This is a genomic window from Pseudomonas sp. LS1212 (genome assembly GCF_024741815.1).
Lineage (GTDB): Bacteria > Pseudomonadota > Gammaproteobacteria > Pseudomonadales > Pseudomonadaceae > Aquipseudomonas.
This window is the reverse complement of sequence record NZ_CP102951.1, coordinates 5,441,031-5,454,135: the sequence shown is the minus strand read 5'-3', so window position 1 is coordinate 5,454,135 and position 13,105 is coordinate 5,441,031. Positions and strand designations below refer to the sequence as shown.

Sequence of the window (13,105 nt, the reverse complement as noted above, 5' to 3'; positions counted from 1 at the left end):
GATGGGTTTGTCGAAGGTAAGTTGCGCGCCGGTTTTGTTGTCCGGCAGTTCTGCTGCCGTCTGACACGGGCACTATTGAGAGGACCTCCCACGTGTTCATTTTTTTGTTTCGCAAGGCCATGCTGGCTGGCGCGGGTCTGACACTGGCAGTCGCCGTGCAAGCCGCGCCTACCGTGCATATTTATAACTGGTCCGATTACATCGGAGAGACCACGCTCGCGGATTTCCAGAAGGCCACGGGCACCAAGCCGGTGTATGACGTTTTCGACTCCAATGAAACCCTGGAAGGCAAGTTGCTCGCCGGTCATACCGGGTATGACGTGGTGGTGCCTTCCAACCATTTCCTGGGAAAGCAGATCAAGGCGGGTGCCTTCCAGAAGCTCGACAAGTCGCAGCTGCCCAACTGGCAGAACCTCGACCCGGCGCTACTCAAGCGCCTGGAAAGGAACGATCCGGGTAATCAGTACGCCGTGCCTTATCTGTGGGGCAGCAACGGCATCGGCTACAACGTCGAGAAGGTCAAGGCCGTGCTGGGCACCGACAAGATCGACTCCTGGGCCATGCTCTTCGAGCCGGAGAACATCAAGAAGCTCTCCAAGTGCGGGGTTGCCTTCCTGGACTCCGGCGATGAGATGCTACCGGCCGTGCTCAACTACATGGGGCTTGATCCCAACAGTACGAACGAAGTGGACTACAAGAAAGCCGAGGCCAAGCTCCTGGCTGTGCGGCCTTACGTCACCTACTTCAGTTCATCCAAATACATCACCGACCTGGCCAATGGCGATATCTGCGTGGCCGCCGGTTTTTCCGGCGATGTATTCCAGGCCAGGGCGCGCGCTGCCGAAGCCGGCAAGGGCGTGACTGTGGCGTATGTGATTCCCAAGGAGGGCGGCAACCTCTGGTTCGACACGCTGGCGATTCCGCGTGACGCCAGCAATGTCAAAGAGGCCCATGCCTTCATCAACTATCTGCTGCAGCCTGAGGTGATCGCCAAGGTCAGCGACTATGTCGGTTATGCCAACCCCAACCCAAAGGCTGGCGAACTGATGGATCAGACGGTACGGACCGACAAAGCGGTGTACCCGCCGCAAGAGGTGCTGGACAAGCTCTACGTCAACTCTGAATTGCCACCCAAGGTGCAGCGCTTAATGACCCGCAGCTGGACCAAGGTCAAGTCGGGCAAATAAATATCCAAGGTCCGCCCCTGTTGGGCGGGCTGCAAATTTGTTGGGAGTTTCGTTAATGGCAGTTGCCTCCGGCGCCTATAAGAAAGCCCTCGAGGGCGACCAGCAACCTAAACAGGTGCTGGTCAAAATCGACCGGGTCACGAAGAAGTTCGACGAGACGATTGCCGTGGACGATGTGTCCCTGCAAATCAACAAGGGTGAGATCTTCGCCCTGCTCGGCGGCTCCGGCTCGGGTAAATCCACCTTGCTGCGCATGCTGGCCGGTTTCGAGCGGCCAACCGAAGGCCGAATCTTCCTCGATGGCGTAGACATCACCGATATGCCGCCTTACGAGCGGCCGATCAACATGATGTTCCAGTCCTATGCGCTGTTTCCACACATGACCGTGGCGCAGAACATTGCCTTCGGCCTCAAGCAGGACAAGATTCCGGCAGCCGAAGTCGATGCACGCGTGGCCGAGATGCTCAAGCTGGTACAGATGAGCCAGTACGCCAAGCGCAAGCCGCACCAGCTCTCCGGTGGCCAGCGTCAGCGTGTGGCCCTGGCCCGCTCGTTGGCCAAGCGTCCGAAGCTGTTGCTGCTCGACGAGCCGATGGGTGCCCTGGACAAGAAGCTGCGCTCGCAGATGCAGCTGGAACTAGTCGAAATCATCGAGCGGGTCGGTGTGACCTGCGTGATGGTGACCCACGACCAGGAAGAGGCCATGACCATGGCCCAGCGCATCGCCATCATGCACCTGGGCTGGATCGCCCAGATCGGCAGCCCCATTGATATCTACGAAACCCCGACCAGCCGCCTGGTCTGCGAATTCATCGGTAACGTCAACCTGTTCGACGGCGAAGTGGTCGACGATGCCGAAGGCCATGCACTGATCGCCAGCCCTGAGCTGGAGCGCAATATCTACGTCGGCCACGGCGTGAGCACATCGGTGCAGGACAAGAAGATCACCTACGCGATCCGTCCGGAAAAACTGCTGGTGACCACCGAGCAGCCCACCACCGAACACAACTGGTCGCGCGGCAAGGTTCACGATATCGCCTACCTGGGCGGTCACTCGGTGTTCCACGTCGAGTTGCCATGCGGCAAGCTGGTGCAGTCCTTCGTGGCCAACGCCGAGCGCCGTGGTACCCGTCCTACCTGGGACGATCAGGTCTATGTTTGGTGGGAAGACGACAGCGGCGTGGTGCTGCGCTCATGAAAATTCGAAAACTCAAACGTGCGTTGGAACGAATAACGCCCGGCGGGCGCCAATTTGTGATCGGCGTGCCATTTCTCTGGCTGTTCATGTTCTTCATGTTGCCGTTCTTCATTGTCCTGAAGATCAGCTTCGCCGAAGCCGACGTGGCCATTCCGCCGTACACCGAGATCTACAGCTACGTCGAACAGAAAGTCGAGCTGGTGCTCAACCTGGCCAACTACGCGCTGCTGGGCGACGACGAGCTGTATATCTCGGCGTACCTCGGCTCGTTGAATATGGCCTTCTTCAGCACCATCTTGTGCCTGTTGATCGGCTATCCGATGGCTTACGCCATTGCCAGGGCGCGCCCGGAACGGCAGACAGTCCTGCTGCTGCTGATCATGATGCCGACCTGGACGGCCATCCTGATTCGCGTGTACGCCTGGATGGGGATCCTCAGCAATAACGGCCTGCTCAATGCTTTCCTGATGTGGCTGGGGTTGATCGATCAGCCCTTGCAGATCCTCAACACCAACCTGGCGGTCTATATCGGCGTGGTCTATTCCTACCTGCCGTTCATGATCCTGCCGCTGTACGCCAACCTGGTCAAGCATGACCAGAGCCTGCTCGAAGCGGCGTCGGACCTGGGCTCAAGCACCTTCAACAGTTTCTGGAAGATCACCGTGCCGCTGTCCAGGAACGGCATCATTGCCGGCTGCATGCTGGTATTCATTCCGGTGGTGGGTGAGTTCGTTATCCCGGAACTGCTCGGCGGTCCGGAAACCCTGATGATCGGTAAAGTGTTGTGGCAAGAGTTCTTCAACAACCGTGACTGGCCGGTGGCGTCTGCCCTGGCGGTGGTGATGCTGGCGATTCTGATCGTGCCGATCCTGCTCTTCAACCGTAGTCAGGCCAAAGAGATGGAGGGCAGGGCATGAAGCGTTTCAGTTTCTCCAACCTGATGCTGGTGCTGGGGTTGTTGTTCATTTACCTGCCGATGCTGATCCTGGTGATCTACTCGTTCAACGCTTCCAAGCTGGTGACGGTCTGGGGCGGCTGGTCGGTGAAGTGGTATGTCGGCCTGCTCGACAACAGCCAACTGATGGGCTCGGTGGTTCGCTCGCTGGAAATCGCCTGCTACACGGCCATTGCGGCCGTGGCGCTGGGCACGCTGGCCGCCTTCGTCCTGACCCGGGTGACCCGCTTCAAGGGCCGCACGCTGTTCGGTGGCCTGGTCACCGCGCCCCTGGTCATGCCCGAGGTGATCACCGGTCTGTCGCTGTTGCTGTTGTTCGTGGCCATGGCGCAGATGATCGGCTGGCCGCAGGAGCGCGGCATCGTCACGATCTGGATCGCGCACACCACGTTCTGTGCCGCTTATGTGGCGGTGGTGGTCTCGGCGCGTCTGCGTGAGCTGGACCTGTCCATCGAAGAGGCGGCCATGGATCTCGGCGCGCGGCCGTGGAAGGTGTTCTTCTTGATCACCATCCCGATGATCGCGCCGTCGCTGGCGGCCGGTGGCATGATGTCCTTTGCCCTGTCACTGGACGACCTGGTGTTGGCCAGCTTCGTTTCCGGGCCGGGCTCGACCACCTTGCCGATGGAAGTCTTCTCGGCCGTGCGGTTGGGTGTGAAGCCGGAGATCAACGCGGTGGCCAGTTTGATCCTGCTGGCGGTTTCCTTCGTCACCTTCCTGGTCTGGTACTTCAGCCGTCAGGCCGAAGAGCGTCGTCGTCGCGCTATCCAGCAGGCGATCGAAGAAAGCGCTGCCGATTCGTGGAAGCAACCGGATGCGCGTCGGGCTGCGGCGCCTGTGTCGGTGTAAAGTTTTCGGGCCTCATCGCGGGCAAGCGGAACGCCGCCCGGCCCTCTCCTACAGGGACTGCGTGATCCTTTGTAGGAGAGGGCCGGGCGGCGTTCCGCTTGCCCGCGGTAGCGGTATCACTGACCAGGCACTAACTTCAAAGTGCTCACCGTACCCGCAGCCACATCCGCCTCCTCCATCAGCGCCCGCTGATACTCCCCTTCGATATACATCCGCGCCTGATCGGCATAATGCCGGTCGAAGCGCACCCCGCTTTGCCCCACCGGATTGATGGTCAAGGCATGCGCCGGGTCGGCGAAGTCGATCAGCCTGCGTGCCGATGGCCCATAGGTCACAGGCCAGGGGGCCGGACCGATCCTGGCCGACAGGTTGTTCGGTACTTCATGGCTGCCCGGCGCTGCGAATGGCCCGACGTCGAACAACAGGTTCAGTGGCTTCTGGGTGCCCAGCGGGTGGTTGTGGGTCAGGGTATGGGCCTTGCCCCATTTCCAGTCGGCAGGATTCTTGCCCAGGGTTTTGTTCAAGTGAGCGATGCTGTCTTTCCAGGCGCGCTTGACTGCCTCGGCGCGGTTTCCGTGTCTCGGCGAGCCGTGCTCATCCCACCAGGGTGAGCTGGCATCTGCCGCCAGGCGTGGCAGGGCCGCATCGATCGCACGGGTCGAAAGCAGCGTTTCGAAAAGCGCATCGCCCAGTTCGTCGCGCATCGCCGCCCGGCTCAATGCAAAAAGGAACTGGTTGAACAGGGTTGCGCTCACCGAGTCCAGCGGGTAGTCGCCTTGCCAGGCCACCAGTTGCTCCAGAAGCTCTTTCTCGGCGGGTTCTTGCACCACTTCACGCAATACCGGCAGCAGTGGCGCAAGGGTTCTCGGGCCATAGGCGGAGAGCGTCCCCAGTTGCAGTTGCTGGCTGTTTTGCAGGTCCCACTTCACGCTGCTGTCGCCCAGTTGCTGATTCAGTTGTTGGCCGCGATCTGCCAGGTTGTAATAGCCCGGGATCTCCATGCCAGTAGGCGACACAGGCTGGAAATTTGCCGAAACGATGTAGCCGCGTGCGGGGTTTTCTTCCTGGGGGTTGGCGCTGAACGGGTAGAAGCCTTGTTTATCCGCGTCAGACGTACTGCCGTCGAGGATGAATGCCGGGTTGACGCCGGCCGGACGGATCGGCAACTGCGCCGCGGCCCACCAGCCGATGTCGCCACGGGCATTGGCCCAGACCAGGTTCAGGCCGGGCGACTGGACCTTCGCCGCTGCATCGCGCATTTTCTCCAGGCTGTCGGCGCGGTTGATCTGGTAAAAACCGTCGAGGATCGGGTTCTCGGTTTCCAGGAACGACCACCACAGGGCGATCGGCGTGGTCCCGGCATTGGGCCCCACCACGTCATTGACGATCGGGCCGTGAGGGGACCGACGCAGGGTAACGGTGACGGGGTCGGCGTTCTTCACCAGGATCTGCTGTTCGCTGTGGGTCATGTCAACCCATTGGCCGTGATACCAGACCTGTTCGGGATTTTCCGGGTTGACCTTTTCGGCAATCAAATCGACGTCGTCGTTCTGGAACATGGTCAGGCTCCAGCCAAAGTCCAGGTTGTGCCCCAGTGACGCGAACGGGTTGAGCGCCTGGTGATAGCCATACAGCTCGAAGCCGGGTGCCGACAATCGGGCCTCGTACCAGATCGCAGGCACGGCAAATCGGATGTGCGGGTCACCGGCCAGCAATGGCTTGCCACTGCGAGTACGGCTGCCCGAGACAGCCCAGGCATTGCTGCCTTCGAATTGCGGCAAGCCGGCCTCGATCATGGCCTGCTCGCTCAGATGGGCAAGGGCATTCAGGCTTCTCCAGTCGCTTGCGCTCAAGCTGACGGCCGATTGCAGGACGCCTAGTGGGTGCCAATCCAGGTCGAAGACTTTCAGGTAATCGGCGCCCAGCTGGTCGCGGATGTAAGTCAGCAGGGGTTCTGTGCGAAAGGCAGCAGCAAAGCTGTAGGCCATGTAGCCGGCGATGCTGATGGTGTCTTCGGCGGTGAAAGGCCGGCTGGGGATACAGAGGGCATCGAACTCCAGCGGCCGGGGATGCGTGTCCTGCCAGGCGTTCACGCCCTCCAGATAGGCTTGCAGCGCCTTCCAGGCCGGGGATTGCTTGACCTGACGGTCGGCAACAACCTTTGCCTGTTCGCGGATGCGCAGGCTGCGGAACAATCGGTCGGTGTCGACCATCCTGGCGCCCAGCACCTCGGCCAGCTCACCACGGGCCAGGCGGCGCATGACCTCCATCTGGAACAAACGGTCCTGGGCATGCACATAACCGAGCGCGCGATACAGGTCAGCCTCGTTCTGCGCCTGGATATGCGGCACGCCGCGGGCGTCGTAGCGCACGCTGACCGGTGCCTGCAACTGAGCAATGACCACTTCGCCGTCGCGGGTGGGCAGTTTGCTTTGCACATACCAGGTAACTCCGCCGGCGGCGATGGCCGCTGTGACGATGACGAGAGCGGTCAACCGGCGCTTCATTTGAACTCCTTGTCACTTGGTTTGCCAAGGACAATAGCAACCCACTGCCAATGTGTGGGTAGCATTGACCGGGCGCCCTTCGCTGAGCGCCTGCAGGATCGGCTCGATAAAGCTATTGCTGGAGTTACAGGTCGCCCCTTCGCTGTAGGGGCCGAAGTACGCCAGCCGGCCATTGCGGTCCCAGATGGCGACTGCGGGGCTGGCGGGCAGGTGTTCTGAGCCGGGCAGGCCGGGCAGGGGCTTGAGCGTGCCGAGGTTGGCAGGCAGCTGGCCGTGAGTACCCGGCTTTTGCACGGCATAGAAGGCCACGCCTTGTGGGGCGAAATGCTCGATCAGCTTACCCAGGTGCTGCTGGTTGCCGACGTTGCAGGGGCAGGCCGGGTCCCAGAAATGCACAAGCCGGATCGGCCCTGGCCCGGCCAGCTCGGCGGGCAGGCTGAGCATGTCGCCGGAAAACAGCGCCGTCTGATTGTCGAAGGGGCGGATATAGCGGCTCTGGAACCAATCGTAGGCGGCCCATAGCCCAGTGGCGCAAAGCAGGGCGAACAGGCTGGCGATAAAGGTCTTGCGGCGGGGCAGGGGCATGCGCTGTCGATCCGGAACGGGGCGACTAGCTTGCCATGCTTGCGCGGACAGATGAATATCACAGGACTGTCCCTTGAATCGGGCGCCCTGCGCCATGGATTGGAAGCCTATATGTATGTGACGTTCCAGCCCGACACCTTGCGCGCCAGCCTGGCGCCGTTGGCTGCCATGCAGCCGCTGTCGCAACAGGGGCAGGCCTATCAGCGCTTTTATGGGTTGGACCTGCCAGAGTGTAAAGTCAGGGCTCAGAGTTGGCTTGGCCGCTTCGATGTCGCAGGGTATGAGGTGGTCGGCCAGGTCTGGCGCCCGCGAGCCCCCATTGCGACGTTGTTTTTGTTGCATGGCTTCTACGACCATATGGGCCTGTACCGGCATGTGGTCGATTGGGCACTGGAGCGCGGGTTTGCCGTGGTTTCCTGCGACCTGCCCGGCCATGGCCTGTCGAGTGGCGAGCGCGCCAGCATCCTGGACTTCGCCCATTATCAGCGAGTGCTGGAGGCCTTGTTCAGCGAAGTCAGGTCGTTGGATCTGCCCCAACCCTGGCATCTGCTCGGGCAAAGTACCGGTGGCGCCATTGTGGTCGATCATCTACTCAACAAGGGGCAGGATAGCCCGGCGCAGGGGCAGGTGATCCTGCTGGCGCCGCTGGTCAGGCCGCGTGCCTGGGCCTGGTCCAAGCTCAGTTACCGGCTGCTCAAGCCGTTCGTAAAAGGCATCGCCCGACGCTTCAGCGAGAACACCAACGACCCGACTTTTTTGCCATTTCTGCAGGCCGATCCGCTGCAACCGCAACGCCTGCCGACCGCCTGGGTCGGGGCGCTGATCAAATGGGTCGGTTGCATCGAGGCGGCGCCCGGCAGTTTGCGTACGCCGTTGATCGTTCAAGGCCAGGCGGACATGACCGTGGACTGGCCGCACAACCTGAGTGTGCTCAAGCACAAGTTCGCCAATCCGCAGGTCTTGCTGTTACCCGAGGCGCGACATCACCTGGCCAATGAGCTGCCGGCGATCCGGGCGCGTTATTTCGACTTCCTCGACCAACACTTCGGTTGAGCGTCAGTTGCCTGACTGATTCAGGCTCGAAGTGCTTTGCCCGACGGCGAGACCGGCGCGAATGGCCGCCAGCGCTGCCTTGTAGTAAGCCTTGCCTTCGGGGGATTCGGCAAAATTGGCGAACTCTTCCAGTTCCGGGTCGGACAGGTCGCGATAGACATACAGCAGGGTGTTGTCCAGGTCGTTGCCGATCTGCTCCATCAACCGTGCGCGCTGACCATCGAGCATGCCCTGGGCCTGGGCGCCGCCCAGCAGGCCAGGGATCATCTGACTGAGACTGTCAGCGGCCACACCGGCGATTGCCAGGCTGACTTCGGCACCCGCCTCACGAGCAGGCAAGGCCTGGGCCAGGTGCCGGATCAGCAGGGCGCGGGTGGCGCTGGCCTGGATCTGCGGCAAGCCCTGGGCATTTTTTGCCAATTGATCACGCCGGGTCGCCAGCAATTCGGCGGCGACGATCTTGCGACCCAGCGGCGACTGGAAGAACTGCAAGGCGGGTGCCGGGTCGGCGAGGTTTTTGCGCAGGTGTTCCTCGGCGCGTTTGTCCATGGCCTTGGGCGCGAAACGCTGGTTGCTGTTGTTGACCAAGGCCTGGAACACCGCAGGCGGCAGGCTATCGCGATAGCGTTGCTGGGCCGCATCGAGGGCATCGGTGAAATGCGCACGTTGTTCTGGCCAGCCGGCCACCTTATATAGCTGGTCAAGGCTGTCTGACCAGGCCGGCAGGGTGCAGAACATCATGAGTAGGAATAGCAAGCGACGCATAGGGGCTCCTGTCGGCAGGCCGCTATTGTCCGTGGCCCGACGGGGCTTTGTCGAGATATCGTCGCCAGCCAAGTGGCTCTGTCGGTTTTATGGACGTATGGATACTATGCGCGTCATGCAAATATCCTCTGATCATCCGCTGCTGTTACGTATTGTCGACGATCTGGCTGCACGCGGCTGGTCGCAACAAAACATCTTTCTTCCAGAGTCTCTGACCCTGGAACTGGCGGCTGAGTGCCGTCAACGTGGGGCCGAAGGCGAGCTGGCGCCCGCGGCGGTCGGTCGAGGTCCTGCCCAGGAGGTTCGCGAAGGTATCCGTGGCGACCATATTCAGTGGCTCGAGCCTGGTCAGTCCGAGCCTTGTGACCGCTATCTGGGGTTGATGGACAGTCTGCGCGAAGCCCTCAATCGCGGGCTGTTCCTGGGGCTGGAAGATTACGAGAGCCATTTTGCGCTGTACCCGCCGGGTGCTTTCTATCGCAAGCATGTCGACCGTTTTCGTGACGACGACCGGCGCATGGTTTCAGCGGTGATCTACCTCAACCAGGCCTGGCTGCCCGAACATGGCGGTCAATTGCGCATGTATTTGAAAGACGGGGTGGAATACGACGTGACCCCGACCGGGGGCTGCCTGGTGGTGTTTCTTTCCGGGGAGGTCCCGCACGAGGTGCTGCCAGCCAGCCGGGATCGACTCTCGTTGACCGGCTGGTTCCGTCGCCGTGGCAACGAGCCCTTCTGATCATGCATAAGCTATTGGTCAGTGCTTGCCTGCTGGGCCATCCCGTGCGTTATGACGGCAAGGGTGGCGGGCCTTTCGACCAGTTGACGGCCTGGCAGCAGGAGGGGCGACTGGTGTTGCTGTGCCCCGAGGTTGCCGGCGGGTTGCCGACGCCACGTCCACCGGCGGAGATTGCGGGCGGGCAGGGCAGTGAAGTCCTCGATGGGCAGGCGCGGGTCCTGACAGTGGCCGGTGAAGACGTCAGCGGCGCTTTTCTTGCTGGCGCCGAGCAGGCGCTGCGGTTGGTGCGCCAGCACGGCATCCACATTGCCATCCTCAAGTCCGGCAGCCCTTCGTGCGGCAATTTGCTGATCTATGACGGCACTTTCAGCGGGACCAAGGTCAGCGGTGAGGGCGTTACCGCTGCCTTGCTTCGGCGTGAAGGGCTTGAGGTTTTCAGTGAGCTGGAGCTTCCGGCCGCTGCACTGGCATTGGCCAGACTGGAATCCTAGGGCTTCGGCTTCTTGTCCGGCTCGGGGCTGAACCACTTCTTCGAAAGCGCATCCAGGCGACCATCGGCCTTGATGCGATCAAGGGCTCTATCCAGGGCGCCGGCAAAGGCTGGGTTACCTTTCTGGAAGGGGATCACCAGACTCTTTTTCGGACCAACCTGCGCCTCTTCCTCAGCGGGTAGTTTGCTGTCGTGAGTCGCGTTGGGGATGACCTGCACCTGCTCGGCGAACTGGCTGGGCTGGGCTGCGCTCAGGATCAACCCCTTGAGGTGTTCGTCCGGGCCTATTGGGCGTTTTTCTTCCTTGCGTACGATCGTCAGCGCATTGGAGTAGTAAGGCTCACTGACGTCCACTTGATTCATCAGCTCGGGCGTCGCCGAGATATGGTTCAGGGCGATGTCGTACTTGCCGCTTTCCACCCCAGTCAGTAGATCGGTCGAGTCGGTCTCGATGAACGAGGGATTGACGTCCAGTTCACGAGCCAGCATGTTCCCCAGCTCGATCTCGAAACCCATCCACTCGCCGTTTTCCTTGTAGCTGAACGGGGGAGCGTCGGTTTCTATGGCAATACGCAGTTCGCCACGATCATTTACATCATCGATCAATTCGGCGTGAGCCAATGGGCTCAAGAGGGCTGTAAGCAGTATCCCTATGGTAAAACGCATCTCCGCCCCTTTTCCTGGCATTAAATTTACGTCGCCTCGACTTTTTTGGATGTCGCGGTCGAATGTTGCTTAAGACCACGCCGCAGGATAGTTGTTAGCCGATGATTTTAAATATTTTTGTAGGGCGAGCGCTCGCTGCAATTCATTGCTGAACATGTTCTGAAGCAATTGAACTATGGCAACGGGTTGTCTGAATCCAGTTTTATAGGACCACTAATTAATAGTGAATCACAGGAGAAACGAATGAAGCGTCTAGTATCGCGTGTTGCCCTTGCCGGCCTGCTGATTGGGGTATCGGCCTTGGCTGCAGCCGAAGGCCTGCAAAGCCAGGAGGCTCCGGCGGGTGCCAAAGTGTTCATCGTCTCGCCGAAGACGGTGACACGGTAGACAAAACCTTCACCGTCAGATTCGCCATTGAAGGCATGGAACTCAAGCCTGCCGGAGACCAGACCCCTAATAGCGGTCACCACCACCTGTTTGTCGATGTCACCGACGAGCCAGTTGCAAACCAGCCTTTGCCGGTCACCGACCATATCATCCATTTCGGCAAGGCCCAGACCGAAACCCAACTGACCCTCACCCCAGGCAAGCACACCTTGCAGCTGGTATTGGGTGACAAGTATCACGTGCCATTCAAACCGGGCGTCGAGTCGCAGAAGATTACCGTCACCGTCGAACAAACAGTGGCGCACAAAAAAGGGAGACCTGCAGCCTGCAGGCCTCCCTTTTTCATTTCGCGAAAAAACTCAGAACAATACGCGGGAACGGATAGTGCCCTTGATGTGCTGCAGTTTTTCTTGCGCCAGGTCTGAGTACTCGGCGTCGACGTCGATCACCACGTAGCCGACCTTCTCGTTGGTCTGCAGGAACTGACCGGAGATGTTGATGCTGTTTTCGGCGAAGACCTTGTTGATCTCGCTCAACACACCCGGGATGTTCTCGTGGATGTGCAGCAGGCGGTGCTTGCCAGGGTGAGCCGGCAGCGCCACTTCCGGGAAGTTGACCGAAGACACCGACGTACCGTTGTCGCTGTACTTGACCAGCTTCTCGGCAACTTCCAGGCCGATGTTGGCCTGGGCTTCTGCAGTCGAGCCGCCGATGTGCGGGGTCAGGATCACGTTGTCCAGGCCACGCAGCGGGCTTTCGAACTCTTCGTCGTTCGAGCGTGGCTCGACCGGGAATACGTCGATGGCTGCGCCGATCAGGTGCTTGTCCTTGATGGCGTTGGCCAGGGCGTCGAGCTCGACCACGGTGCCGCGAGCGGCGTTGATCAGAATGCCGCCCTTCTTGATGGCGCGGATTTCCTTCTCGCCGATCATCCACTGGGTGGCAGCGGTTTCCGGTACGTGCAGGGAGACGATGTCGGACATGCCCAGCAGCTCGGTCAGGCTGGCCACTTGAGTGGCATTGCCCAGCGGCAGCTTGGTGATGGTGTCATAGAAGTACACCTGCATCCCCAGGCCTTCGGCCAGCACCGACAATTGCGTGCCGATCGAGCCATAACCGACGATACCCAGCTTTTTGCCGCGGATTTCGAAGGAGTTGGCCGCGCTTTTGATCCAGCCGCCACGGTGGCAGGAAGCGTTCTTCTCAGGAATGCCGCGCAGCAGCAGGATGGCTTCTGCCAATACCAGCTCGGCGACCGAACGGGTGTTGGAGTACGGTGCGTTGAACACCGCGATGCCGCGTTCGCGAGCAGCGGCGAGGTCGACCTGGTTGGTACCGATGCAGAAACAGCCGACAGCGACCAGTTTCTTGGCGCAGTCGAAAACCTCTTCGGTCAGTTGGGTGCGCGAGCGAATGCCGATGAAGTGGGCATCGGCGATCTTTTCCTTCAGCTCGGCTTCCGGCAGAGAACCGGTGAGGTACTCGATGCTGGTGTACCCGGCGGCCTTGAGGACGTCCACGGCGGATTGGTGGACGCCTTCGAGAAGAAGGAACTTGATCTTGCTCTTATCGAGAGAAGTCTTGCTCATCTGCGTAAACCTGTGTCCCGGAGAAAAATGGCAGGAAGTGGAGCTCTCGCGGATCGGCCTGAAGCACGATTAGCGGGGTGCGTATGCTAGCATATGCACCCCTTGATACGCCCATCCCTGGCACGTGAAGAGTGC

The 13,105-nt window shown here is 60.5% G+C and carries 12 protein-coding genes and 1 pseudogene; 8 read left to right on the top strand and 5 right to left on the bottom strand.

Annotated features, from left to right (window positions below; translation table 11 throughout):
* Positions 1 to 92: 92 nt before the first annotated feature.
* The 4 genes from NVV94_RS25555 to NVV94_RS25540 are packed head-to-tail and all read left to right on the top strand — an operon-like array spanning position 93 to position 4,189.
* Positions 93 to 1,187, top strand: a complete 1,095-nt coding sequence (locus NVV94_RS25555; RefSeq protein WP_309304276.1) for a polyamine ABC transporter substrate-binding protein — start codon at positions 93 to 95, stop codon at positions 1,185 to 1,187.
* Between the two features lie 55 nt (positions 1,188 to 1,242).
* On the top strand, positions 1,243 to 2,385 hold the full coding sequence (gene potA / locus NVV94_RS25550; RefSeq protein ID WP_258445049.1) for a polyamine ABC transporter ATP-binding protein: 1,143 nt from the start codon (positions 1,243 to 1,245) through the stop codon (positions 2,383 to 2,385).
* Positions 2,382 to 3,302 carry an ABC transporter permease subunit gene (locus NVV94_RS25545; RefSeq protein WP_258445048.1) on the top strand — a complete coding sequence of 307 codons (921 nt, stop codon included), beginning with the start codon at positions 2,382 to 2,384 and terminating at the stop codon, positions 3,300 to 3,302. The genes potA and NVV94_RS25545 overlap by 4 nt, the downstream gene beginning before the upstream one ends.
* Entirely contained in the window at positions 3,299 to 4,189 is an 891-nt protein-coding gene (locus NVV94_RS25540) for an ABC transporter permease subunit (RefSeq protein WP_258445047.1), read from the top strand. The genes NVV94_RS25545 and NVV94_RS25540 overlap by 4 nt, the downstream gene beginning before the upstream one ends.
* Positions 4,190 to 4,305: 116 nt before the next feature.
* Here NVV94_RS25540 and NVV94_RS25535 read toward each other — a convergent pair whose 3' ends face one another.
* Positions 4,306 to 6,696 carry a penicillin acylase family protein gene (locus NVV94_RS25535; protein WP_258445046.1) on the bottom strand — a complete coding sequence of 797 codons (2,391 nt, stop codon included), beginning with the start codon at positions 6,694 to 6,696 and terminating at the stop codon, positions 4,306 to 4,308.
* A 12-nt stretch (positions 6,697 to 6,708) separates the two neighbouring features.
* Complete coding sequence (locus NVV94_RS25530) at positions 6,709 to 7,281, bottom strand: DUF6436 domain-containing protein (protein ID WP_258445045.1); 573 nt, start codon at positions 7,279 to 7,281, stop codon at positions 6,709 to 6,711.
* A 111-nt stretch (positions 7,282 to 7,392) separates the two neighbouring features.
* Here NVV94_RS25530 and NVV94_RS25525 point away from each other — a divergent pair, with 111 nt between their 5' ends.
* The gene (locus tag NVV94_RS25525) at positions 7,393 to 8,334 is read left to right on the top strand and encodes an alpha/beta hydrolase (RefSeq protein ID WP_258447824.1); all 942 of its coding nucleotides are present in this window, start codon (positions 7,393 to 7,395) and stop codon (positions 8,332 to 8,334) included.
* Between the two features lie 3 nt (positions 8,335 to 8,337).
* On the opposite strand, the gene NVV94_RS25520 is transcribed toward NVV94_RS25525, so the two are convergent.
* Positions 8,338 to 9,099 carry a DUF2059 domain-containing protein gene (locus NVV94_RS25520; RefSeq protein ID WP_258445044.1) on the bottom strand — a complete coding sequence of 254 codons (762 nt, stop codon included), beginning with the start codon at positions 9,097 to 9,099 and terminating at the stop codon, positions 8,338 to 8,340.
* A gap of 106 nt (positions 9,100 to 9,205) precedes the next feature.
* Between NVV94_RS25520 and NVV94_RS25515 the strand changes: the two genes are divergently transcribed.
* Positions 9,206 to 9,838 carry a 2OG-Fe(II) oxygenase gene (locus NVV94_RS25515; protein WP_258445043.1) on the top strand — a complete coding sequence of 211 codons (633 nt, stop codon included), beginning with the start codon at positions 9,206 to 9,208 and terminating at the stop codon, positions 9,836 to 9,838.
* A gap of 2 nt (positions 9,839 to 9,840) precedes the next feature.
* Entirely contained in the window at positions 9,841 to 10,329 is a 489-nt protein-coding gene (locus NVV94_RS25510) for a DUF523 domain-containing protein (RefSeq protein WP_258445042.1), read from the top strand.
* Here NVV94_RS25510 and NVV94_RS25505 read toward each other — a convergent pair.
* On the bottom strand, positions 10,326 to 10,994 hold the full coding sequence (locus NVV94_RS25505; protein ID WP_258445041.1) for a transporter substrate-binding domain-containing protein: 669 nt from the start codon (positions 10,992 to 10,994) through the stop codon (positions 10,326 to 10,328). The genes NVV94_RS25510 and NVV94_RS25505 overlap by 4 nt on opposite strands.
* A 243-nt stretch (positions 10,995 to 11,237) precedes the next feature.
* Here NVV94_RS25505 and NVV94_RS25500 point away from each other — a divergent pair.
* Positions 11,238 to 11,671 (top strand): annotated as a pseudogene (locus NVV94_RS25500) (DUF4399 domain-containing protein); the annotation flags it as partial.
* Positions 11,672 to 11,740: 69 nt separating this feature from the next.
* On the opposite strand, the gene serA reads toward NVV94_RS25500, so the two are convergent.
* A complete protein-coding gene (gene serA / locus NVV94_RS25495) occupies positions 11,741 to 12,970 on the bottom strand; it encodes a phosphoglycerate dehydrogenase (RefSeq protein ID WP_258445040.1) in 1,230 nt (409 codons plus the stop codon).
* Positions 12,971 to 13,105 lie beyond the last annotated feature (135 nt).

Coding starts and splice junctions, on each gene's coding strand:
- NVV94_RS25520 (WP_258445044.1), bottom strand. CDS start 9,099: ATGCGTCGCTTGCTATTCCTACTCATGATGTTCTGCACCCTGCCGGCC.
- NVV94_RS25545 (WP_258445048.1), top strand. CDS start 2,382: ATGAAAATTCGAAAACTCAAACGTGCGTTGGAACGAATAACGCCCGGC.
- NVV94_RS25510 (WP_258445042.1), top strand. CDS start 9,841: ATGCATAAGCTATTGGTCAGTGCTTGCCTGCTGGGCCATCCCGTGCGT.
- NVV94_RS25515 (WP_258445043.1), top strand. CDS start 9,206: ATGCGCGTCATGCAAATATCCTCTGATCATCCGCTGCTGTTACGTATT.
- NVV94_RS25525 (WP_258447824.1), top strand. CDS start 7,393: ATGTATGTGACGTTCCAGCCCGACACCTTGCGCGCCAGCCTGGCGCCG.
- NVV94_RS25505 (WP_258445041.1), bottom strand. CDS start 10,994: ATGCGTTTTACCATAGGGATACTGCTTACAGCCCTCTTGAGCCCATTG.
- potA (WP_258445049.1), top strand. CDS start 1,243: ATGGCAGTTGCCTCCGGCGCCTATAAGAAAGCCCTCGAGGGCGACCAG.
- NVV94_RS25530 (WP_258445045.1), bottom strand. CDS start 7,281: ATGCCCCTGCCCCGCCGCAAGACCTTTATCGCCAGCCTGTTCGCCCTG.
- NVV94_RS25535 (WP_258445046.1), bottom strand. CDS start 6,696: ATGAAGCGCCGGTTGACCGCTCTCGTCATCGTCACAGCGGCCATCGCC.
- serA (WP_258445040.1), bottom strand. CDS start 12,970: ATGAGCAAGACTTCTCTCGATAAGAGCAAGATCAAGTTCCTTCTTCTC.
- NVV94_RS25540 (WP_258445047.1), top strand. CDS start 3,299: ATGAAGCGTTTCAGTTTCTCCAACCTGATGCTGGTGCTGGGGTTGTTG.